Raw genomic sequence first — 20,844 nt, forward strand, 5'->3', positions numbered from 1 at the left:
GTTCAGACTGACTTAAATCCGATAGGATCGCCTTTAATGTGCTGGTCTTTTTCAGCAACCGGAATACTCAAAGCAAGGTTTATTGACAAAGCGCGCGCAATTTCACGATAGGTTTGCGACATGGCATCATCAGGCTCGGTTACCACCAGTGGCGTACCTGCATCACTGTGCTCCCGTAAGCGGGTGTTAAGCGGTAACTGACCTAACAAGGGCAGATGGTATTTTTCGGCCAGGGCTTCACCACCGTATTGGGCAAAAACAGGGTCGATATGGCCGCATTGCGTACACTGGTAATAACTCATATTTTCAACAAGACCCAGCACCGGCACATTAACCTTATTAAACATGGTGATGCCTTTTTGAGCATCGGCCAGTGCCATGTCTTGCGGTGTCGTAACAATAACCGCCCCGGTTACCGGCACCTGCTGTGCCATGGTAAGCTGAATATCGCCGGTGCCTGGTGGCATATCCACAATAAGATAATCAAGCACTGGCCACAGGGTTTCATCAAGTATTTGTTTTAACGCTTTGCTGGCCATTGGCCCTCGCCATACGGCAGCATCTTCAGCAGGTACCAGATAACCAATAGAGTTAGCCACCAATCCCCACGCCTGGGGCGGCTCCATGTGTTTTTCATCCTGGCTTTGTGGGCGAGTTTCAGGGTTGCCCAGCATAATAGGAATAGAGGGACCGTAGATATCAGCATCTAAAATACCTACTTTGGCGCCTTCCTGCATTAAAGCATAAGCCAGATTTACTGCAGTGGTAGACTTGCCCACCCCGCCTTTTCCTGATGCAACTGCCACGATGTTTTTAACGTTGTTAACCGGGGCCACGGCTGTTTTAGCACTTTTAATCTTTGTTTTTAAGATAATTTGTGAGGCGACTAAGCCTTCATGCTGTAATGCATCGTTAAGGTAGTTTGTTAGCGCCGAATGCTGCGACATAATACAAAATGGCAGAGTAATCGTCAGTTCAGCGTTATGCGCTTTTACCCAGGCGCTGGTGGTATCTTCGGTGATGCTAAAATAATGGGCTAGTGCGCGTGCTGCGAACCGGGGCAGCTTGTTACTTTTACGTTTGAAAATCATGTACAGCCTTTGTTATGAAGGATTGACGTAATTACGTAATGCAAAATTGAGCAATATCAGCTAGTATTTGCAGCCATTTTGTAACGCTTGAGAACAGTAAAAGTCATTATGTCAGAAAACACCACGTCTTCTGCTGCGCCAGCTACCGCGGCCGCCCGCCGTATACTGGTTACCAGTGCTTTGCCCTACGCTAACGGGTCTATTCATTTAGGTCATTTGCTGGAACATATCCAGACCGACATCTGGACCCGCTTTCAGCGCTTGCGTGGCCACGAATGCTACAGCGTTTGCGCCGATGATGCACATGGCACGCCGGTAATGCTGAAAGCGCAGGAACAGGGTATCACACCTGAAGAAATGGTCGCTAAAACCCGCGATGAACATCATCAGGATCTGCAAGACTTTCATGTCAACTATGACAACTATTATGTAACTCACTCGCCTGAAAACAAAGCGTTATGTGAAGACATTTACACTCGGCTAGACAACGCCGGATATATTTCTAAGCGCACAATTAATCAGCTTTACGATCCCCAAAAAGAAATGTTTTTGCCCGACCGGTTTGTCAAAGGCACCTGTCCTAGCTGCGGTGCTGAAGATCAAAACGGCGACAGCTGTGATGTGTGCGGAGCAACGTATAGCCCGGTTGAAGTTAAAAACCCGCGCAGTGTGGTTTCAGGGGCTACCCCGGTATTAAAAGAGTCTGAGCACTTTTTCTTTGACCTGCCTAAATTTGAAGAGATGCTAAAGGGCTGGATTCGCTCGGGTGCCATTCAAAATGAAATGGCCAATAAGCTTCAGGAGTGGTTTGAAGAAGGTTTGCAGCAGTGGGATATCAGCCGCGACGCACCTTACTTTGGATTTGAAATTCCTGGTGCGCCCAACAAGTTCTTTTATGTGTGGGTAGATGCCCCCGTTGGCTACATGGCCAGCTTTAAAAACTACTGCGATAAGAACAATCTGCAATTTGACGATTTTTGGAAAGCCGACTCTGAGGCCGAGCTGTACCACTTTATTGGTAAAGACATTACTTATTTTCACTGTTTGTTCTGGCCTGCAATGCTTGAAGGCGCAGGTTACCGCAAACCTACGGGTGTGAATATTCATGGCTTTGTTACCGTAAATGGTAAAAAGATGTCGAAATCGCGCGGTACCTTTATTAAGGGTCGCACGTACCTTGAGCACCTGAACCCGGAATACCTGCGCTATTATTTTGCCGCCAAACTGGGCGACAGCGTAGCCGATATCGATCTGAACTTTCAGGATTTTGCGCATAAGGTTAATTCTGATTTGGTCGGCAAGGTGGTCAATATTGCCAGTCGTTGCGCCAGCTTTATTACCAAGCGCTTTGAGGGTAAATTGTCTGACACGGTCATTGACCAGAGCTTATTAAACGAGTTTCATGAGGCCGCCGACAGCATTGCGCAGTTGTATGAAAACCGCAAATACCATCAGGCAGTGCGCGAAATTATGGCGTTGGCCGACAAAGCCAATCAGTTTATTGATGCTAATGCCCCTTGGGTAACAATTAAAGAAGAAGGTAAACAGCAGTTTACCCATGATGTTTGTTCGCTGGGTATCAACATGTTCCGTATTCTGGTTACCTACCTGAAGCCCGTACTGCCGGTACTGGCTGAAAAAGCGGAAGCCTTTTTAAATGACACATTAAGCTGGGAAAGTACCCAACAGGTACTAACTGGTCATGCTATCAATAAATTTAAACCCATGATGCAAAGGGTAGAAATGGAGAAAATAGACGCTATGGTTGATGCTTCTAAAGAAAATTTGCAGGCCACTGCGCCTGTGGCAAATCCAGACAGTGAGTTAGCTAAAGATCCGGTAAGCGAAACCATAAGCTTTGACGAATTTGCTAAAGTTGATCTTCGAATAGCGCGTATTGCCAATGCCGAGCATGTAGAAGGCGCCGATAAATTATTACGCCTGGAACTGGATTTGGGAGATGAAACCCGTCAGGTGTTTGCCGGCATTAAATCAGCGTACGATCCGCAAACTCTGATTGGTAAGCACACCATGATGGTAGCCAATCTGGCCCCGCGTAAAATGCGCTTTGGCATGTCTGAAGGTATGGTATTGGCCGCGGGTCCCGGTGGTAAAGACCTGTACATCATGGAGCCTCATGACGGTGCCAAACCCGGAATGCGGGTAAAATAATACCTGTAAGATAAAATATCGATATACAAAAAAGCAGCCTTCTGGCTGCTTTTTTTTAGCGTAGGGGGTTGCTCAACACTCATGCCTTGCGTAAGCGATGCCAGTAACAGGCTAAAGCCACAGCTACGGCAACCCAGCCAGCGCTAAGATAAACGGCCATAGGATCGGTGTAAATGCCTTCAAAGCGTATCAGATGCACTGTCACCATAATGAATACCGCCAGAGCACTGAGCCCTACCAACTGTTGTTTTACACGCGCGGGCTGCTGCACGAAACTGCTATATGTAAATGTTAGTACTAACAATCCCCAGAAAGCCGGAGTCATGCTCACAAGACCGGCCCAGTGAACAAGCATAGCCCCGACAAATGCCACCGGCGTTCCCCAGACTACGGCAACCCAGCAGTCATTAATAATATCGGTGTGCTTGCGTTTAGCCAGCCATAATTTGATGCCACTGACGGTAATAACAGTCAGCGCCAGCCCCAACCCGATATAAAGCATAAGCACCAGCGGGCCACCAAAATGTCCAAAGTGCAGTCGGTAGACTGAAAATATGGCTTCCTGCCCGGCCTGTCCATCGGCAAATCCCACCTTATCCAAAAAATTTCCCATGGCATCAAAACGATACTGTTCTGAATAGATAAATTTATCCATATGGCGAGCACCCACCAGCAAATATTGGTCAGACTGACCGGCGTTTTCGAAGGTAATAAATAAGGGCTGAGCTTTCGGGTCAAGCTGCTGTAATTGCCTGAAGGCAGCAGTTAAATCCAACTCACCATTATAGGCTGTGGCTTCGGGGACCCCTCCGTATACATCTGCAAACAATGCCATTTGATCACCTTCGTAAAATGCGTCGGCATACAGTGAATTTAGCGGCCCCGCTAATCCAAAGTATGCCCCGGTCAGGGCAATCATCAGGTAAAAAGGTAAACCCCATATACTCAGCCGGTTATGTAAATCGCCATTACTTTGCACCGGATTGCCTTTACGACGAAGCCGGAAGGCGTCTTTTAAAATTCGGCGATGAGCAAATAACCCCGATAATATGAGCCCGGCCAGCATCGCCCCCAGCACACTGACCACCAGCTCCCCTATGCTATGCGGCAAATGCAGCTCGGCGTGTAATTCGGCAACAAAGTCGGTCACAGGATGAGATTTTGGCGTTCCCAGTGTTCCGTTTTCGGTAATGTACCAGCTCTGGCCATTAGCACTAAGGTAAGGACGCGGCATATCCGGGGTCGGCAGGCGCATGGTTACCAGCCCGGTAAATTCGCGCTGTTCTTGCACCAACTGTTCATAGGCTTGCTGAAGCATGGCGGGATCGTAGTCAGAAACCGGGGCTAACCCAGGCTGCTCCCAGCGGGTAAGGTCTGGCGCCAACACTGCCAGCGTACCGGATAAACATACCCAGTACATAAAAACTGCCACCAACAAACCCAGCCAGCTATGACTGGACAGGGCCTGTTTACTGAACGCTTTTGAAACAGAAAATTTCATTACTACGCCGATAAGTCATGCATACAAAAGAAGATAGGCCAGAGCGCCTAGGGTCAACAGGGCCACCGGCGGCCGCCATGTTCGGCGGTCAGCTAACGACCAGTAAGCCAGCCCACCCCACACAAAAGGCATCGTATATACCCCAAGAGCGATAATATTCACGCTGCTCCAGGGTAGGTAACGGGTAACGGCCACCGTCAAGAGCATGCTGGTAATACCGGCCAGGGGTAAGGCTATACCTGCCCGCCACAATTGCCATAATGCGCCGGGCACCGCCAGCTTCAGCTTAACCGGCTGGCGTGCTGATGGCTTGATAGCAGCAGGCGGCCTTACCTCACGCTGCCAGTAAATAACCAGCAGGGCAATACTCATCACCGTTAACACTGCAAAGGCGATAGCAAAGCGCCACCCATAAGTGAAATGCCACAACCAGGGGGTTGCAGCAATACACGCCCACCCCACAGGTTTGTAGCTATGATGAAAGCGCGGCAACCGGCCCTGCCAGCCCGCCAGTAACAGGCCAATGCCCATACAGGCCACCAGCGGCGCAATAAGATACCCTGCCATAGAATTGCCGGTTTAGAAACGAACTGAGGCAGACAATTTCAGGGTGCGGGGGTCGCTCAGTACCAGATAATTGGAGCCCGGAAAACCGCCCACTGAGGCCCAGTAGTTATTATCAAATACATTTTCGACCCGCACGCGCACGTCCACTTCAGTCTCATCAAACATAAAGCTATAGCGTGCACCTAAATCCAGTCGGTGAGAAGAGGCGACCTTATAGGTGTTGGCCACGTCAGCGTATTGTGAATCGGTGTAGATTCCCCGTGCCTCAAGCGTTAACCCGGGTATCGCAGTCACATTCCATTCTGCGTTAATATTCAGCTGCAGATCCGGTACTCCCACCACATCCAGTCCATCGAAAATCCCGTCCTGGGTGCGACTTTGCTGTGCATCAACATAGGTGATACCGCCCAGCAACCGAAGGTTCTCTGTCACCAGACCAAACACCGACAATTCAATACCACGATTTTGCTGTTCGCCATCGCTGGTGAAGCGCTCTTCTACGACCAATGAGGTTGGTTTGCTGGTCGAATAAGCGCTCAGAGTCCCGCCTATCTTGCCCCCATCATATTTGATTCCGGCTTCTACCTGGCGGCTGCGATAAGGTTCAAATACCTCTCCAGCATTGACTAAAGCCACCCCGCCAGATTGAGCCGGCGCTACATCTCCGGCTACCAGACCTTCAATATAGTTGGCATACAGGGACCATTGCTCAACTGGGCGATAAACCACTCCAACCACAGGGGTCAGCCGCGACTCATCATAACCAGATAACAAGGCCTGGGTAGTGTAGTCATAACTGTGGGTTTGAATAGTCTGAAGGCGAGCCCCCAGAGTGACCAGTAAACGGTCAGACCACAGTGACATGCTATCAGCCACTGCCACACTCTTGTTTTTATTCGACAGCGTGACGGTAGGATTTGCTAACTCACCGCCGACAAAAAAGTCTGCATCAGGTTTAGCCGCCGTCACGGGATCGTACAAATTGCCGCTAAAACCAGAGAAAGACGAAAAGGCATAGGCATTTTTCGAGTCAGCTGAAAACAAGGATGCTGACACCGCCAGCGTGTGGCGAACCGGTCCTGTAGTCAGACGAGTACTGACTCCTGCTTCATAAGAGCGCACATTGTCTTCGCGGGTATTGTCAAAACGATACGCGGTGAACGCCCCACCTTCAAAAGCGGTTGGATTCGCCAGCACATTGGCTTCTTCACCACTTCGAAAACCCATTGCCAGCCAGGCAGAAGTTGAAGAGGTAAAGTCGTACTCGGCCCGCACTGCCCCGAATAGCTGTTCTTCGTCGGTATAGGTCCAGTCCTGGGCGAAGTTTGTTGATGCTTCAGGCGCCGCCGGTATGGCGCCCAGGGGCGTCACACTTGGCCGAGGAGCCTCAATATGATGGTCCTGATAGCCCAAATCAGCCGATACCCGCAACGCATCTGCCTTATAATCCACACCTAACGACATGACCGAAACGCTGCGATCCTGGTTGTTCACCGCGGTTTCGCCATCTCGCTCGACCAGATTGACCCGAACGCCCGTGCTTTCTTTTTCATCACCAAACCGGCGCGATACATCGGCCGCAATATAACCGTGACCCTGGCTTTCAAAACCCGCACTGAGCCGGTTCAGCGGTGCTTCTCCAGCCCGCTTGGGGACCACATTTATTGATCCGCCCAAGCCGCTGCCACCGGGGGCTGCGCCATTTAAAAATGTGTTTGCACCTCGAAATACTTCCACCCGCTCCAGGAGTTCGGCTGCGACATACTGACGCGGCAAAATGCCATACAAACCATTGTAGGTCATGTCATCTGAATAAACCGGAAAACCACGTACCACATAGACTTCCTGAAAGTTACCAAAGCCTCTGGCAACACGCACAACCGGGTCGTTTTGTAGCACGTCAGCGATACTTTTTGATTGCTGCTGCCGAACTAAATCTTCAGTAAAGTTGGTGGCGGTAAAGGGCGAGGCCATAAAATCTAAATTACCGAGGATCCCGGCGCGCCCGCCTCTGGCTACCTGCCCGCCAGCAAACTCATCGTTCAGCGTCACCTGCGAGCCAGTGACCTCTACCCGTTCGATATTATCGCCCGGGCCAGTAGTTGGCTGGGTGGCCTGTGGCGGCGATTGCTCTGCATAGGCATGCACAGTGAATAAGGCGCTGGCAATAGCAACAGCTGAAGCGCGGAAGCGGTAAGACATGGAAACTCCGTAAAAAACGGCTTTATAGAATGGTGCGCATGATAATCATTCTTATTTGCAAAGGCAAGGCTAACTTACGCTTATGTATCGTCAGAAAAAACTGTGTTTAGCGGATGAGTCAGATGTAAGGCAGCCGGGGCCAGCAAGCTATGGAGGCACCGTATTGCAAACGAGACTTCGGCTGGCAGCACGGCGAAGATGCATGCGAGAAATACGATAAAGTATAGCGAATGCCCAAACTTGACAGGGTTTGTGGCAGCTATGGCTGCTATTTATCAGAAAACGGCAGGCGCATACTGGCCCCAACAGTAGAGAACCGTGGGTTTAGTTTCCACTTGGGACGCACCGTCGTCATCGGCCACACCCGCTTACGGGCCAAAATAACATAGACCGATGAACACCAGGGGAGATACCGACTTATCTGATCATGCCACTGGGCAGGCAGGCGTTTACGCTGATTAAAAAACAGCATCGAAAATAAAATATTACGTTGTTCGATAATGTCGTAGCCCAAAAGCCCCAACCAGTCTTTCACCCGATGGGCAGAAAAGTACCTGGCCTCATGCAGTGCATTATCGCGTTTAATGGGCAAAAAACGGCCTAGCCCGGTCAAACTGTATGGATTAAAGCCGCTAATAATGACATAGCCACTTTGCGTAATACAGCGGTCTACCTCACGCAGTATTTGATGAGGGTCCTGAGCAAAATCAAGCTCATTAGCCAGTAAAAAACCATCAATGCTGTTTTCAACATAGGGCAATTCTGTTGGCTTAGCCACAACATTGCCAAATGGACTTAATGCCGGCGTTTGCCCGAACTGATGGGTGACCGAACAATGCGGCAGGTCTATCTGACTGCTTAAATTCCCCAGCTTAACCATGTGGTAGCCAAAAATACGCTGACTCAGTTCACTGCTTACCGAGGCCACCGCACGTTTAACTGTATCGCCCCCGGCCAGTTCTGACCAGTCACTCGGGTATCGTGGCACCTTGTTGTGTACCGCCGTTCTCATAATAGGCACATCTGATCTATCTGGTTGCAGTAGGCATATGAACTTTCTATAGTATCTTAAATCAATCAATTCTCAAGCAGGTACGCTATGTCTGACGCGAAAGATAACTTGCCCGCGGGTATTAAGATTTCACCTATCCGGGCATTTACCGATAATTATATCTGGTGCATACACAATAACCGCGAGGCAGTCATCGTTGACCCGGGCGAGGCCGAGCCGGTGCTCGACTTTTTAAAAGCTAATAATCTCACCTTAACCAGTATATTAATCACCCATCATCATCATGATCATACCGGGGGCATTGCGAAGCTGGTATCTATGGCCCCGGATATTCCGGTTATTGGTCCTCGTGGCGGGCACATTCTAGGCATTACCCGTTCGGTAAGCCAGGGCGATACTTTTACCCTTGATACCCTTGAGTTGGCGTTTGCGGTAATGGAAGTGCCGGGTCATACGTTAGATCATATTGCGTTTTATGGGCAGGGTGTTCTGTTTTGCGGAGACACGTTATTTAATGGCGGTTGCGGACGGCTGTTTGAAGGTGAACCAGCCCAAATGCTGCACTCGTTAAACAAGCTAACCCAGTTACCTGCCGATACGCTGGTGTATTGTGCCCACGAATATACCGCCGCAAACTTGGCATTTGCGGTAGCCGTAGAGCCAACCAATAGCGAACTGGCAGATTACCAACAGGAAGTCGAATCTATACGACAGCAAGACCGCCCTACTGTACCCACTAAGCTTTCCAAACAAATGGCAATTAACCCCTTTTTACGGGCACATGTACCTGGTGTTCAGCAAGCTGCAGCGCAAAAAAGTGATGAACCCCTTACCGATGAGGTTGCCGTTTTCAAGGTGGTCCGTGAGTGGAAAGATGGGTTTTAATGCAATTTAGCGCAACTAGCATTACAATACGTCGTTCGGGATATTTGCGTATCGGTAGTTTGTAATTATAAAAGGTTCGATTTGTATGCATCGACAGTGGTTTGTCTTTTCCTCGATAGCGTTGGCACTTTCATTAAGCGGGTGTCAGTCTCCCTCTTCTGAGCAACATGCCGATACTGTAAAGTCAGTTCAACATCAGCAGCCTGAATCCTCTGAAACCACAGAAGCGTCTGACTCATGTGAAGTAGGTAATGTTTCTGTTGAGGGTCATGACGATTGTGAAGTTGCCAAAGAAGGCGTTATTGATGTTGTGCATCCTATCGAAGATATTGATGTAGAGCTAAAAACCGATGAACCGCAGGCCGCCGAACCTGCCCCTATCGTTATTACGGACGTTTGGGACCGGATAGGCAATCAGCTTCGTTTTGAGATTCCAGATGACAGACGCGTAACGGTGCAGCGCAACTGGTATTTGAAGCACCCGGAGTATATGGCCCGTGTAGTAGAACGAGCGCGTCCTTTTTTGTTTCATATTACCGAACAAATTGAACAGCATAATATGCCCCTTGAGCTAACCCTGCTGCCTATTGTTGAAAGCGCTTTTGACCCTTTTGCCTACTCACACGGCCGAGCTGCAGGCATGTGGCAGTTTATTCCCGGCACCGCCAAGCGCTTCGGCATTCGCCAGTCGTGGTGGTACGACGGACGCCGTGATGTTATAGCCTCAACCCAGGGAGCCCTGGACTATTTAACTTACCTGAATAAATACTTTGATGGCAACTGGTTACATGCGCTTGCCGCGTATAATAGTGGTGAGGGGCGGGTACGTCGGGCTATCCGAAAAAACAAGAAATTAGGCAAGCCCACCGATTTCTGGGCGCTGGATTTACCCCGCGAAACCCGCGCTTATGTTCCCAAACTACTGGCGCTGGCCGATATTCTTCGTAATAAGCAGACCTATGACTTTGCCTGGCCAAAAATCGATAATGTTCCTGTAGTTGAAGTGATAGATATTGCTTCGCAGGTAGATTTAGCCTTTGCCGCCGATTTGGCCGACATGGATTTAAAATCGCTGCAGGCACTAAACCCGGGCTTTAACCGGTGGGCCACCGACCCCGATGGGCCCCATCACTTAGTGCTTCCTATTGAAAAGGCCCAGGCATTCAGTCGAGATTTGGCCAGTATTGATCGCCAGGAACGTCTGAATTGGGTACGCCACAAAGTAACCCAGGGTGACAGTTTGCTTAGGCTGGCCAATAAGTATCATACCACTGCCGATATCATTAAGAGGGTGAACAACCTTGATACTAACGTAATTCGAATTGGACAGGCGATAATGGTGCCCGTTGCACTAAAAGAACTAAATGCCTATTCACTGTCACAAGACCAGCGTCTGGCCTCGCTACAAAATATTGAGCGTGCCGACCATAAACTCGTACACAAAGTGGTGCCCGGCGATACCTTCTGGGACTTAGGCCGGAAATACAAAGTCTCGACCCGCGATCTGGCAAAGTGGAATGCGATGGCGCCTAAAGATCCACTTTTGCCCGGCAGAGAGTTGGTTATCTGGACCGATAAAATCAGCAGTACACAACGAAAAGATGCCATTATAAAAACATTAACTTATACCGTCAGACGAGGGGATTCGTTATCACGTATTGCCAATAAGTTTAACGTGAAAATAAACGACATTAGAAAGTGGAACGAAATTCAGAAACAGCGGTACTTGCAACCGGGACAAAAACTGAAATTGTTTGTGGATGTCACCCGGCTTAAAAACATAGGGTAAATAAATATGTTCAGAATTAACCGGGAGCAACTTCGACAAAGCAATGAAACACCCTGGTTAATTCTTGACCTGGTGATGCTGGCGTTGCTGCTGGTTAATCTGACGTGGCTGATTTTCGATGCGCTTTACGCAACCGCCTCTATGCAAAAACTTTTGGCTGAGCATGCACCGGGCGTATTTAACGCGTATATGCCGATACACAAAAACTTTTTACTTATTGATTTAGTGTTTATCGCTATATTTTTTACCGAGTTTTGTTTTCGTTGGGTAGTTTCAGTCACTAAAAAAGAACATCCACGCTGGTATTTTTTTCCATTTTTGCACTGGTACGATATTGTCGGCCTTATCCCCCTACCCGCAACCCGTTTATTCCGTTTTCTGCGTATATTCTCGATATTACATCGATTACAAAAGCAAAATATTATTAGCTTAAAACACACACGCTTGTATCGTTTTTTCTCATTCTACTATAATGTATTTATGGAAGAGCTAAGTGATCGTATTGTCATTAAGGTGCTTGGCGATATGCAAAAAGATCTTCGCCGGGGCGCGCCACTGGTCGATGAAATCAGCCAGCAGGTATTGACCCCACGCCAGCCTGTTATCTCGCGTTGGCTGGCCGGGGCAATGCAGCATATGGGCGAAACTCTGTCTCAACAAGACCAAAACTCAGTGATACGTCAGCATGTACAACAAAGCGTGGCTAAAGCGGTAAAGAACAACCCGCAGATGGCTAATCTTCAGTTTTTGCCAGTGGTGGGTAAATCCATCGAAAGCACTCTTGAGCAAACGATTACTGATATTGTGACCTCGTCAATGGTGCATTTGCTGGCTGACATCAATGAGTCGCGAATTAATCAGTTTATCGATACAAATATAAAAGGTTACACCAGCACGCTGGATGACATGGATAAAGAATTAATGCAGGTAATAGATGAGTGTTTCGAGCTGATTAAACGTCATATTGCCACCCAGCGCTGGAAAACCCAGTTAAACGAACATGACAATACACCGGCGAAAACGTCACCGCCGCCCTCCCCTTCAAAAGCATCGACACGCCTATGACACATTCTCTAGAGCTAAAAATTCCGCCCGCAATTGTGTTTATTGTCGCGTTGATCGCTATTTGGTTGATATCACAATTAGACTATCCCAGTATTTGGTGGGTATTGCAGTTGGCTGGGTTACTGGTTATTGCTGCGGGGGTATTGGTTATTATCGCCGCATCGCTCCAGTTTCGGCGGCATCGCACTACGTTAGACCCTCGAGTTCCCGACAAAGCAACCGCTCTGCTTACCCGCGGGATATTTGCATACAGCCGAAACCCCATTTACCTCGCATTTGTTTTAATTGCGCTAGGTTTTGCGCTTAGCCTGCAAAGTGTGGCTGCACTTATTGTGCCCCCCATACTTATATTGTATCTGCAAAGATTTCAGATACGTCCCGAAGAAAAGCATTTAGCGCATAAGTTTAAAGAGCAATACAAAAGTTACTGCCAGCGCACCCGGCGCTGGCTGGGACACAAATTTACTGACGACGCCAGGTAGTGCCTTGCGCGCTGTCTTCAAGTACCACACCTAAAGCATTCAGAGCATCCCGCGCCTCGTCCGCGGCTGGCCAGTCTTTTGCGGCTCGCGCATCATTACGCTGTTTAATCAGTGCTTCGATATGCGCAGCGTCATCGTCTTCACCCTGTAAAAAACTTTGTGGGTTATTTTGCAATAGCCCTAAAATGCCACCCAGTTGCTTAAGTACTCCGGCCAGGCGCGCAGCTTCGGCGGTATCATCGCATTTGTTTAAATCACGAGCCAAATCAAACAACACCGAGTAGGCCTCAGGCACATTTAAATCATCGTTCATGGCAGTTTCAAAACGTTGTAAATAACCACCATGCGCTATATCGACGTTAGTATCGGCTTCGGCCTTACGTAGTGCAGTGTAAAGACGCTCTAAGGCGGCCCGGGCCTGGGTAATGTTATCTTTTGAATAACTCAGCTGACTACGATAATGGGCTGACATTAAAAAGAATCGCAATGTTTCTGCATCGTGTTGTTGCAGTACATCACGTAGGGTAAAGAAGTTGCCTAACGATTTTGACATTTTTTCGTTGTCTACCTGCACCATACCGGTGTGCATCCAGATATTCACGTAAGGCGTATTATAGGCGCAACAAGACTGAGCGACTTCATTTTCGTGGTGCGGAAAGGTTAAATCTGAACCGCCCCCATGAATATCAAAGTGCGCGCCCAAATGCTTATAATTCATGGCCGAACATTCAATATGCCACCCTGGTCTTCCATCGCCCCACGGCGATGACCAGAAAGGTTCATCCGGTTTCGCTGATTTCCACAGAACAAAGTCCAGAGGATCATCTTTGCCGGCAGCAACATCGACCCGCGCGCCGGCATAAAGTTGTTCCAGATTTTGTTTGCTAAGTTTACCGTAATCGTCGTACTTACTTACATCAAACAAAACATCGCCACTGCTGGCCTGATAAGCATAGCCCTTTTCAATCAACGTAGAAATAATGCTAATAATCTCTTGCATATGTTCGGTCACACGGGGCTCTATGTCCGGGGTCAACAGATTAATAGCAGCAAAGTCTTCGTGCATCATGTTAATGGTACGCTGAGTGAGCGAGTCCATGCTTTCACTGTTTTGCTGAGCCCGGGCAATTATTTTGTCATCAACATCGGTGATGTTACGCACATAGTTGACGTCAAATTGCAGGTGCCGCAAGTAACGCACTAATACATCAAACGACAGGTACGTGCGAGCGTGGCCCATATGACTTAAGTCGTACACAGTAATTCCGCATACGTACAACCCTACTTTACCTTTTTCGAGCGGTTCAAAGCGCGCTTTTTCACGGGTGCGGGTATTGTAAAGGTGTAGCATTGCAGTTGTTTCCTGTGGTGTTTAAAGGTTGCAAAGTTTAGCATCGACCAACGCGTTGTCACAGTTTTAGTTGTCGTCTAAGCGCCTAAAGGCGAGTTCTGCTGCAATTTGGTTAATTTAACTTAGCGGGTAAATAGGCTATGATTGGGCTTTTGAAAATAGCCCAATGAAAGGTGATACACATGGTAACTTTGAAAACGAATTATGGTGAGATTAAACTTGAGCTTTTTGAAGATAAAGCTCCTAAAACAGTAGAGAATTTCATTAGCTACGTAAAAGATGGCTTTTTTGATAATACTATTTTTCACCGTGTTATTGATGGCTTCATGGTTCAGGGCGGTGGTTTTACCGAAGATATGGAACAAAAAGAAACAAAAGCTGCAATTGAAAACGAAGCCAATAATGGTGTAGCAAATGAGATTGGCACTGTGGCTATGGCGCGTACCCAAGACCCACATTCAGCGACGGCTCAGTTTTTTATCAATGTAGGTAACAACGACTTTTTAAACCATACCAGCGAGTCAGTAAACGGTTGGGGCTATTGTGCATTTGGTAAAGTTACTGAAGGCATGGACGTTGTTGATAAAATCAAAGCTGTGAAAACCGGCAATCATGGTTTTCATCAGGACGTACCGGTAGAACCTGTTGTTATTGAGTCTGCAACAGTAAGTTAGTTTGAGATAAACCAGACGGACGCGTACAATGCGTTCGTCTTCTATTGCCGTCGAGACTGCATGCCCTTCACGTATTTTATTGCCGATCTTCATCTAAGTGCCGAGCGCACCGATATCACTCAGTGTCTTATTGATTTTTTACAACATGAAGCGCCTCAAGCCGATGCGTTATACGTATTGGGCGATCTGTTCGAAGTCTGGATAGGCGATGATAATGTCACGCCGTTTAATACTTATATTGCGCAGGCATTTAAATCTTTAAGTCATCAGATACCAATATACTTTATTCACGGTAACCGCGACTTTGCGATTCGCCAGCAATGGGCTGATAAAGCGGGTATGCAGTTATTGCCTGAACAAGCCGTTATCGACTTGTATGGCACACCTACTTTAATTAGCCACGGGGACGAGCTGTGTACCTGCGATGTGGCTTATCAGAAGTTTCGTAAAAAGTCGCGAGGCTGGTGGTGGCCAAAGTTGATGCTTGCATTACCTTTGTGGTATCGACGTCGGGTTGCTGAAAACGGTCGACGTAAAAGCAAACAAAATCAAAAAGGGTTACGCCCTGAAATTATGGATGTTACCCCTGCCGAGGTAGTTAGTGCTATGGAGAAGTTTGGCGTGCAGCGTTTAATTCACGGGCATACCCACAGACCCAACGTGCACAGCCTGATTGCTAACGGTCAGTGCGCTATTCGTATTGTATTGGGCGATTGGTACGACCAAGGGTCAGTATTGAAGGTTTGTCAGGATAACTTTGAGCTGCAAACCCGCCGATTTACCGGCTAATCAGTTTTTCTCTTCCGCTTTTTCAGCTGCTGCTTCCTGAGCTTCTTCAACCGCTCTTTGGTGTTTGAAAAATTGCTTTGAGCGTAAATTGTCATGCAGTTCTGAGTTGATGTAAGTATATAAAAACAGCCCTAAAATAAGAGGTGTAAAAATCACAACTGCTATCCATTCTAATGAATTGTAACCTTTGTGGCGCTCTGCCACGGCCTCATTGTGACAGCGTTTCCTTAGTTTATTGATACGACGGTGCATTAGCATAAAGTTGAAGATAGATAAAACCGAGACAATCATCTTGGTAAGGGTTTCGATTTCAACCACGCTTCCTGCGACAAAAAAAACGCTGCAGCCAAAAAATATGATCATCCATAAGTATTCAAATAGTACGGGCCATCGCCGCAGGCGTAATTGTTTTTCGGCACGTCGTAAATATTTACAAAACCTTATAAGGGCATAGGGTTGCACAATAAAAATTAGCGGAACTAGCGTCCAGGATAGCGGCGACAGCTCATCATCAGTAATTCTGCGAATATCGCGTACTGTCAGGAAAAACCATACAGGCAAATACAGTCCTGCGGTACAAAATACCAGCAGACCTTCAAGTATACTTATTCGCGGGGGCGCCGTTATAAAACGGGCTTTAGCGCTATGCTGCATACCAATGTGTCCCCCTGGCAACGTGATCTGGTTTGATGTGATTTAGTTTATATAGTCAAAGTGAGAATGAGCGCAAAGCCAGAACTCAAATATTGATTCACTAACAGTAACCGCTAACACCTTATAAACGCAACAGCGTTAATATTAAAAACGGCTTATGGTTCAGTAGTATAGCAGTTCAAATGACATACACGTAGCGTCAAGATACGCACAATCTTTGCCTGCCACCACTGTTAACCCACCTGTTGCTTGTCGAGCTGCGTAACAGGAAGGCCGCTATGAAACTTAAAGTCGTTATCGGGCGAAGCAATAAGCTGTGCTTCAACACGACCGAAGTGCTCAATTCTGTCCTGAATGTCTTCACCAGCAACCTGACGGGCTAAGGCCAGGTAGTCCTGAAAATGTCGTGCTTCACTGCGCAACAACGACACATAAAAACGCGCCAGCTCATCATCAAGGTGAGGCGCTATCATGGCAAAACGTTCACAGCTGCGCGCTTCAATATAAGCACCGCAGATAAGTTTATCGACCAGGGTTTGCGGCTCATAGGTACGTACATGACGCATCATCCCTTTTGCGTAACGACCGGCGCCTACATTATGATAATCAATGCCTCTGGCGCGCATAATATCGAGTACCTGCACAAAATGGTGTAATTCTTCTTTGATCAACAACACCATTTTATTGACCAGCTCATCGGCAAATTCGTTTTGGCCGTGCGACCGGATGATTTTCTTTAAACCCGCATGGGCATTGGCAAAATTGCCATCACCGCGTTGCCGGTATACAAAATCCTCATAAGGCTTTAGCCAGCCAAGCAAAATTTCTGCATTCGCTTTATCTACCGCATAGCGTCTTATCAACAACATAGCGGTTTGAGCGGCTTTTAGCTCACAATTACAATGATCTATTAAAAGTGCAGTTTGGTGTTCAGGCTTTACGGCCTCGGTTATCCACTGCTCTGGTGTTTTGCAGTGTAAAAAATGGTGGATAGGGTTGAGTAATGCCGGATCGTATAATTGTTGTGTCATAGCCAGAGTATTGTTATCGCAAGGTAAGCTCAATCGCACGCAGTTTACCACCGCACTAGCAGGTTGTCATATACCGCCCGGTCTCACTGGTTATTTTTTGAACTTTTTATTGACTCGCCTATTTACATATAAGATAGTAAGCATGTTAAAATAATGTAAATAACCTAAGGAATATCATGATTCTTAATCATTTGCTGGGTATCTACACCCATCCCCGTGAAGAATGGGAATGCATTGATAAAAAACACGAAAACTACGTGTACGCTTTAAGTCACATATTGTTTATTGCGCTTATTCCCTCTTTAGTTACTTATTATTCCGGCACCCAGTTAGGTTGGAGCTTCGGCGCCGGTGAACTGATTCGGTTAACGCCGCAGAGCGCGGTGTTTGTGGCAACTGGTCTGTATTTTGGACTGGTGGTCGGCGCTATTTGCCTGGCGGTGATGATTCATGAACTGGCCAACATTTTTGATGCCAAACCAACTTATACGCAGTCATTAGAGTTAGCCGCCTACACCGCTACCCCCCTGTTTATGGTGGGTTTTGCCGGGCTTTACCCTGAGCTTTGGTTTGTTATGAGCGTAGGACTGGTGGCCTTAGCGTATTCTGTTTACCTGTTGTATTCAGGCACCCCAATTATTATGCATATTCCTGAGGAAAAAGGCTTTATTTACGCAAGTTCAGTGGTCACCTGTGGACTGGTTTTACTTAGTGTATTAATGGCAGCCACGGTTATTGCCTGGGGTTCAGGATTAGGACCTGAATTTCTTCACTAATAAAAAATGCAGCGTAAACGCTGCATTTTTTGTATCGCTACTAATCAGAGTCCATGTTGTGCATATCCAGATTCGAAAGCTCGGCCTGTAATACCGGCGTCCTGCTCGACTCGCCTCTGGCCAAATCTATGCGTTCAAGATAGTCCTGATCGATATCGCCGGTAATATAGTTGCCATCAAACACTGAAGTCTCAAAGCGTTGAATATCGGGATTTTCTTCACGAACTGCATCAACCAAATCTGAAATATCCTGAAATATCAGACCATCGGCCTGGATCAGATCAGCAATTTGTTCTATTTCTCGCCCATAGGCAATAAGCTCGTTAGCCGAAGGCATATCTATACCATAAACATTCGGAAAACGAATTTCAGGCGCAGCTGACGCAAAATACACTTTTTTAGCACCCGACTCGCGAGCCATCTCGATTATTTGCCCCGAGGTAGTTCCACGTACAATAGAGTCGTCGACCAATAATACGCTTTTATCCTTAAACTCAGACGAAATAGCATTAAGTTTACGACGCACCGATTGTTTACGCATCGTCTGGCCCGGCATAATAAATGTGCGTCCAATATAACGATTTTTTACAAAACCCTGCCGGTAAGGCAGCTCAAGTGTATTGGCAATTTGTAGCGCCACATCCATCGATGTTTCAGGAATAGGAATAACTACATCAATGTCTAAATCTGCCCACTCACGGGCAATTTTTTCGCCCAGCTTGCGGCCCATATTTACACGTGAGGCATACACTGAAACTCCATCGATAAAAGTATCGGGACGCGCAAAGTATACAAATTCAAAAATACAGGGCGTGGTGGCCGGATTTTCTGCACATTGCTGGGTGTGAAGCTCACCAGCCTCGGTGATAAAGACCGCTTCACCCGGCGCGACATCGCGAATAAAGGTAAAGCCTACGGCATCCAGTGCAACCGACTCAGACGCAACCATATATTCTTCGCCCATAGCAGTAACCCGCTTTCCTAACGCTAAAGGTCGAATTCCATTTGGGTCGCGAAAGGCAACAACGCCCTGACCTATGATGGCAGCGACAACCGCGTAAGCTCCACGAATTTTCTTGTGAACGGTGGTTACCACTTTAAATACATCTTCAGGACTAACGCTTAAATCGGTGCAATTTTGCAGCTCATGAGCAAAGATATTAAGCAAAATTTCAGAATCTGACGATGTATTGATATGCCGACGGGCTATCTTGAACACTTCTTCCTGAAGATCATGAGAGTTAGTAAGATTACCATTATGAGCAAAGGCAATACCAAACGGAGAATTTACATAAAAAGGTTGTGCTTCTGCCGAGCTCGATGTACCCGCAGTAGGATAACGAACATGGCCTATGCCCATATGGCCAGACAAACGTTTCATATGCCGGGTGTGAAAAGCATCGCGAACCAGCCCGTTTGCTTTGCGTAAATTGAATCGATTTTGCTCTATGGTTATTATTCCAGCAGCGTCCTGGCCCCTATGCTGCAGCACGGTCAAGCCATCATAAAGCGACTGCGCTACCGGGTTTTTACCAACTATTCCGACAATACCACACATCTGATTTACCTATTTCAAGCGGGGGTTAAAAAACTGGAGCTGCCTTTTACAAAGGTAAAAAACCACTCAATAATGATTCCAAATTCGGGAACAAGTATCGACTGCTGCCACCATAACGCGGTAGCTGCGGCGGTAAATGTGTCTAAGAAAAACAACAGTGCACTGACAATTAGTAGTCCGCGTAAGCCACCAAATACAGCTCCAAGGATACGATCGGCGCCTGACAGGCCCGAGGCCTGAACCGCCCTGCCCACTACATGATTTACCATGCCACCCACAATCAGTGCCATCACAAATAGCGTGGCTATAGCGGCGCCGTTGCGCAATACGGGATCTTCAATAAGGGTATAATGGACAGCGAGATCGGCAAAAAATTGACTGGCAATAAACAACGCGCCAAACCAAACTACCAATGAAATAGCTTCTTTAACAAAGCCTCTGACCAGGCTTATGAGGGTAGATATCGCAATGATACCCAAAATGGTAAAGTCTACCCAGTTCAACACGTTATATCGGCCTTTAATACTTGTTGAGCAGATTGTAGCAAAATGCATCGTGACAGATGGCGCGCATTCTATCAGAAGCCATACTTATAACCAATCTCAAATAGTCTAATGAATAGACAATTTGGTTATCTATAAATGGGGTTAATTGACTTTGAACTGTGTTATACGCCCCGATAGACCGGTGACTTCCTTAAGATGAGGTAAGGCAGAATTCAGCTTTTGCTTATTTAAGTCAGGTCCTACAAATACTTTAGTCAACGAGCCTGAGTTGGTTTTGACAGGTCGGCTAAATGCTCTGTACCCAGCCCTTTCCAGCTTAGCTAATAGCTGTTTAACATTTTTTTGGTGACGAAAGCTGCCCAATTGCACTACCCAACCAGAATTATCGTCGTCTGCCGCCTGTGCTACTATGGTCTGACTCGCCAAATCATCCGGCTTGGCATTAGCAGAGGAAGAGGCCTCAGGTGATGAAGTTTCAGTGTCTTCAGGAATATCGTCTAAGGCAGGTTCATTTACCACTTCTAATGGTCTTTTAGCCGCCTGAGCTACGCGCTCGGCTGGAAACGTGTCTGGTTCTACTATAGGTTTTTTGGCCGGAGTATCAGGAATACTGGCAAAGGTTGCTTCCTGGGTTTCTTTTTTGCCTTCTAAAAAATCAGGCAAAAATATCACTGCTAATGCAACAACAATGACTGTACCTACTACGCGATTTTGCAAAGCCGAACTCACATCATACTCC

The 20,844-nt window shown here is 47.3% G+C and carries 19 protein-coding genes; 8 read left to right on the forward strand and 11 right to left on the reverse strand.

Features of this window, described 5'->3' with window-relative positions; translation table 11 throughout:
- Positions 1–2 precede the first annotated feature (2 nt).
- A complete protein-coding gene (gene apbC, locus JK130_RS03800; RefSeq protein ID WP_218352886.1) occupies positions 3–1,091 on the reverse strand; it encodes an iron-sulfur cluster carrier protein ApbC in 1,089 nt (362 codons plus the stop codon).
- A 108-nt stretch (positions 1,092–1,199) separates the two neighbouring features.
- Between apbC and metG the strand changes: the two genes are divergently transcribed.
- Complete coding sequence (gene metG / locus JK130_RS03805; protein WP_218352887.1) at positions 1,200–3,263, forward strand: methionine--tRNA ligase; 2,064 nt, start codon at positions 1,200–1,202, stop codon at positions 3,261–3,263.
- 79 nt (positions 3,264–3,342) lie between these two features.
- Here metG and JK130_RS03810 read toward each other — a convergent pair whose 3' ends face one another.
- The 4 genes from JK130_RS03810 to JK130_RS03825 all read right to left on the reverse strand — a co-directional run bounded on the left by JK130_RS03810 (position 3,343) and on the right by JK130_RS03825 (position 8,545).
- Positions 3,343–4,764: a PepSY-associated TM helix domain-containing protein gene (locus tag JK130_RS03810; RefSeq protein ID WP_218352888.1), complete on the reverse strand. Its 1,422-nt coding sequence runs from the start codon at positions 4,762–4,764 to the stop codon at positions 3,343–3,345.
- Positions 4,765–4,779: 15 nt separating this feature from the next.
- Positions 4,780–5,331 (reverse strand): hypothetical protein, encoded by a 552-nt coding sequence (locus JK130_RS03815; protein WP_218352889.1) that lies wholly within the window; start codon positions 5,329–5,331, stop codon positions 4,780–4,782.
- Positions 5,332–5,343: 12 nt separating this feature from the next.
- Positions 5,344–7,533 (reverse strand): TonB-dependent receptor, encoded by a 2,190-nt coding sequence (locus tag JK130_RS03820; RefSeq protein ID WP_218352890.1) that lies wholly within the window; start codon positions 7,531–7,533, stop codon positions 5,344–5,346.
- A 268-nt stretch (positions 7,534–7,801) separates the two neighbouring features.
- A complete protein-coding gene (locus JK130_RS03825) occupies positions 7,802–8,545 on the reverse strand; it encodes a methyltransferase domain-containing protein (RefSeq protein ID WP_218352891.1) in 744 nt (247 codons plus the stop codon).
- 87 nt (positions 8,546–8,632) lie between these two features.
- Here JK130_RS03825 and gloB point away from each other — a divergent pair, with 87 nt between their 5' ends.
- From gloB to JK130_RS03845, 4 genes are all read left to right on the forward strand, one after another.
- Positions 8,633–9,430 (forward strand): hydroxyacylglutathione hydrolase, encoded by a 798-nt coding sequence (gene gloB, locus JK130_RS03830; protein WP_218352892.1) that lies wholly within the window; start codon positions 8,633–8,635, stop codon positions 9,428–9,430.
- An 85-nt stretch (positions 9,431–9,515) separates the two neighbouring features.
- Positions 9,516–11,219, forward strand: a complete 1,704-nt coding sequence (locus JK130_RS03835) for a LysM peptidoglycan-binding domain-containing protein (protein WP_218352893.1) — start codon at positions 9,516–9,518, stop codon at positions 11,217–11,219.
- A gap of 6 nt (positions 11,220–11,225) precedes the next feature.
- Positions 11,226–12,284 carry an ion transporter gene (locus JK130_RS03840; protein ID WP_218352894.1) on the forward strand — a complete coding sequence of 353 codons (1,059 nt, stop codon included), beginning with the start codon at positions 11,226–11,228 and terminating at the stop codon, positions 12,282–12,284.
- A complete protein-coding gene (locus JK130_RS03845; protein WP_218352895.1) occupies positions 12,281–12,766 on the forward strand; it encodes a methyltransferase family protein in 486 nt (161 codons plus the stop codon). The genes JK130_RS03840 and JK130_RS03845 overlap by 4 nt, the downstream gene beginning before the upstream one ends.
- Here JK130_RS03845 and cysS read toward each other — a convergent pair.
- Positions 12,747–14,117, reverse strand: a complete 1,371-nt coding sequence (cysS, locus tag JK130_RS03850) for a cysteine--tRNA ligase (protein ID WP_218352896.1) — start codon at positions 14,115–14,117, stop codon at positions 12,747–12,749. The genes JK130_RS03845 and cysS overlap by 20 nt on opposite strands.
- Before the next feature lie 182 nt (positions 14,118–14,299).
- Between cysS and JK130_RS03855 the strand changes: the two genes are divergently transcribed.
- Entirely contained in the window at positions 14,300–14,791 is a 492-nt protein-coding gene (locus JK130_RS03855) for a peptidylprolyl isomerase (protein ID WP_218352897.1), read from the forward strand.
- Positions 14,792–14,851: 60 nt separating this feature from the next.
- Positions 14,852–15,580, forward strand: a complete 729-nt coding sequence (lpxH, locus tag JK130_RS03860) for a UDP-2,3-diacylglucosamine diphosphatase (RefSeq protein ID WP_218352898.1) — start codon at positions 14,852–14,854, stop codon at positions 15,578–15,580.
- On the opposite strand, the gene JK130_RS03865 is transcribed toward lpxH, so the two are convergent.
- Together JK130_RS03865 and miaE are read right to left on the reverse strand one after the other, a co-directional pair.
- Positions 15,581–16,141, reverse strand: a complete 561-nt coding sequence (locus JK130_RS03865; protein ID WP_218352899.1) for a hypothetical protein — start codon at positions 16,139–16,141, stop codon at positions 15,581–15,583.
- A gap of 326 nt (positions 16,142–16,467) precedes the next feature.
- The gene (gene miaE / locus JK130_RS03870) at positions 16,468–17,265 is read right to left on the reverse strand and encodes a tRNA isopentenyl-2-thiomethyl-A-37 hydroxylase MiaE (RefSeq protein ID WP_218352900.1); all 798 of its coding nucleotides are present in this window, start codon (positions 17,263–17,265) and stop codon (positions 16,468–16,470) included.
- 176 nt (positions 17,266–17,441) lie between these two features.
- Between miaE and JK130_RS03875 the strand changes: the two genes are divergently transcribed.
- Entirely contained in the window at positions 17,442–18,041 is a 600-nt protein-coding gene (locus tag JK130_RS03875; protein WP_218352901.1) for a Yip1 family protein, read from the forward strand.
- A 40-nt stretch (positions 18,042–18,081) separates the two neighbouring features.
- Here the strand turns inward: JK130_RS03875 and purF are convergent, their stop codons facing one another.
- From purF to JK130_RS03890, 3 genes are all read right to left on the reverse strand, one after another.
- Positions 18,082–19,599 (reverse strand): amidophosphoribosyltransferase, encoded by a 1,518-nt coding sequence (gene purF, locus JK130_RS03880; protein WP_218352902.1) that lies wholly within the window; start codon positions 19,597–19,599, stop codon positions 18,082–18,084.
- Positions 19,600–19,613: 14 nt separating this feature from the next.
- Entirely contained in the window at positions 19,614–20,102 is a 489-nt protein-coding gene (locus JK130_RS03885) for a CvpA family protein (protein ID WP_218352915.1), read from the reverse strand.
- Between the two features lie 144 nt (positions 20,103–20,246).
- Positions 20,247–20,834 carry an SPOR domain-containing protein gene (locus JK130_RS03890; protein ID WP_218352903.1) on the reverse strand — a complete coding sequence of 196 codons (588 nt, stop codon included), beginning with the start codon at positions 20,832–20,834 and terminating at the stop codon, positions 20,247–20,249.
- Positions 20,835–20,844 lie beyond the last annotated feature (10 nt).

It is taken from the genome of Alteromonas lipotrueiana (genome assembly GCF_019249245.1).
Taxonomy (GTDB): Bacteria; Pseudomonadota; Gammaproteobacteria; order Enterobacterales; family Alteromonadaceae; genus Alteromonas; species Alteromonas lipotrueiana.

Coding starts and splice junctions, on each gene's coding strand:
- cysS (WP_218352896.1), bottom strand. CDS start 14,117: ATGCTACACCTTTACAATACCCGCACCCGTGAAAAAGCGCGCTTTGAA.
- metG (WP_218352887.1), top strand. CDS start 1,200: ATGTCAGAAAACACCACGTCTTCTGCTGCGCCAGCTACCGCGGCCGCC.
- JK130_RS03810 (WP_218352888.1), bottom strand. CDS start 4,764: ATGAAATTTTCTGTTTCAAAAGCGTTCAGTAAACAGGCCCTGTCCAGT.
- JK130_RS03845 (WP_218352895.1), top strand. CDS start 12,281: ATGACACATTCTCTAGAGCTAAAAATTCCGCCCGCAATTGTGTTTATT.
- lpxH (WP_218352898.1), top strand. CDS start 14,852: ATGCCCTTCACGTATTTTATTGCCGATCTTCATCTAAGTGCCGAGCGC.
- JK130_RS03840 (WP_218352894.1), top strand. CDS start 11,226: ATGTTCAGAATTAACCGGGAGCAACTTCGACAAAGCAATGAAACACCC.
- JK130_RS03820 (WP_218352890.1), bottom strand. CDS start 7,533: ATGTCTTACCGCTTCCGCGCTTCAGCTGTTGCTATTGCCAGCGCCTTA.
- gloB (WP_218352892.1), top strand. CDS start 8,633: ATGTCTGACGCGAAAGATAACTTGCCCGCGGGTATTAAGATTTCACCT.
- miaE (WP_218352900.1), bottom strand. CDS start 17,265: ATGACACAACAATTATACGATCCGGCATTACTCAACCCTATCCACCAT.
- JK130_RS03825 (WP_218352891.1), bottom strand. CDS start 8,545: ATGAGAACGGCGGTACACAACAAGGTGCCACGATACCCGAGTGACTGG.
- JK130_RS03835 (WP_218352893.1), top strand. CDS start 9,516: ATGCATCGACAGTGGTTTGTCTTTTCCTCGATAGCGTTGGCACTTTCA.
- apbC (WP_218352886.1), bottom strand. CDS start 1,091: ATGATTTTCAAACGTAAAAGTAACAAGCTGCCCCGGTTCGCAGCACGC.
- JK130_RS03855 (WP_218352897.1), top strand. CDS start 14,300: ATGGTAACTTTGAAAACGAATTATGGTGAGATTAAACTTGAGCTTTTT.
- JK130_RS03815 (WP_218352889.1), bottom strand. CDS start 5,331: ATGGCAGGGTATCTTATTGCGCCGCTGGTGGCCTGTATGGGCATTGGC.
- purF (WP_218352902.1), bottom strand. CDS start 19,599: ATGTGTGGTATTGTCGGAATAGTTGGTAAAAACCCGGTAGCGCAGTCG.
- JK130_RS03875 (WP_218352901.1), top strand. CDS start 17,442: ATGATTCTTAATCATTTGCTGGGTATCTACACCCATCCCCGTGAAGAA.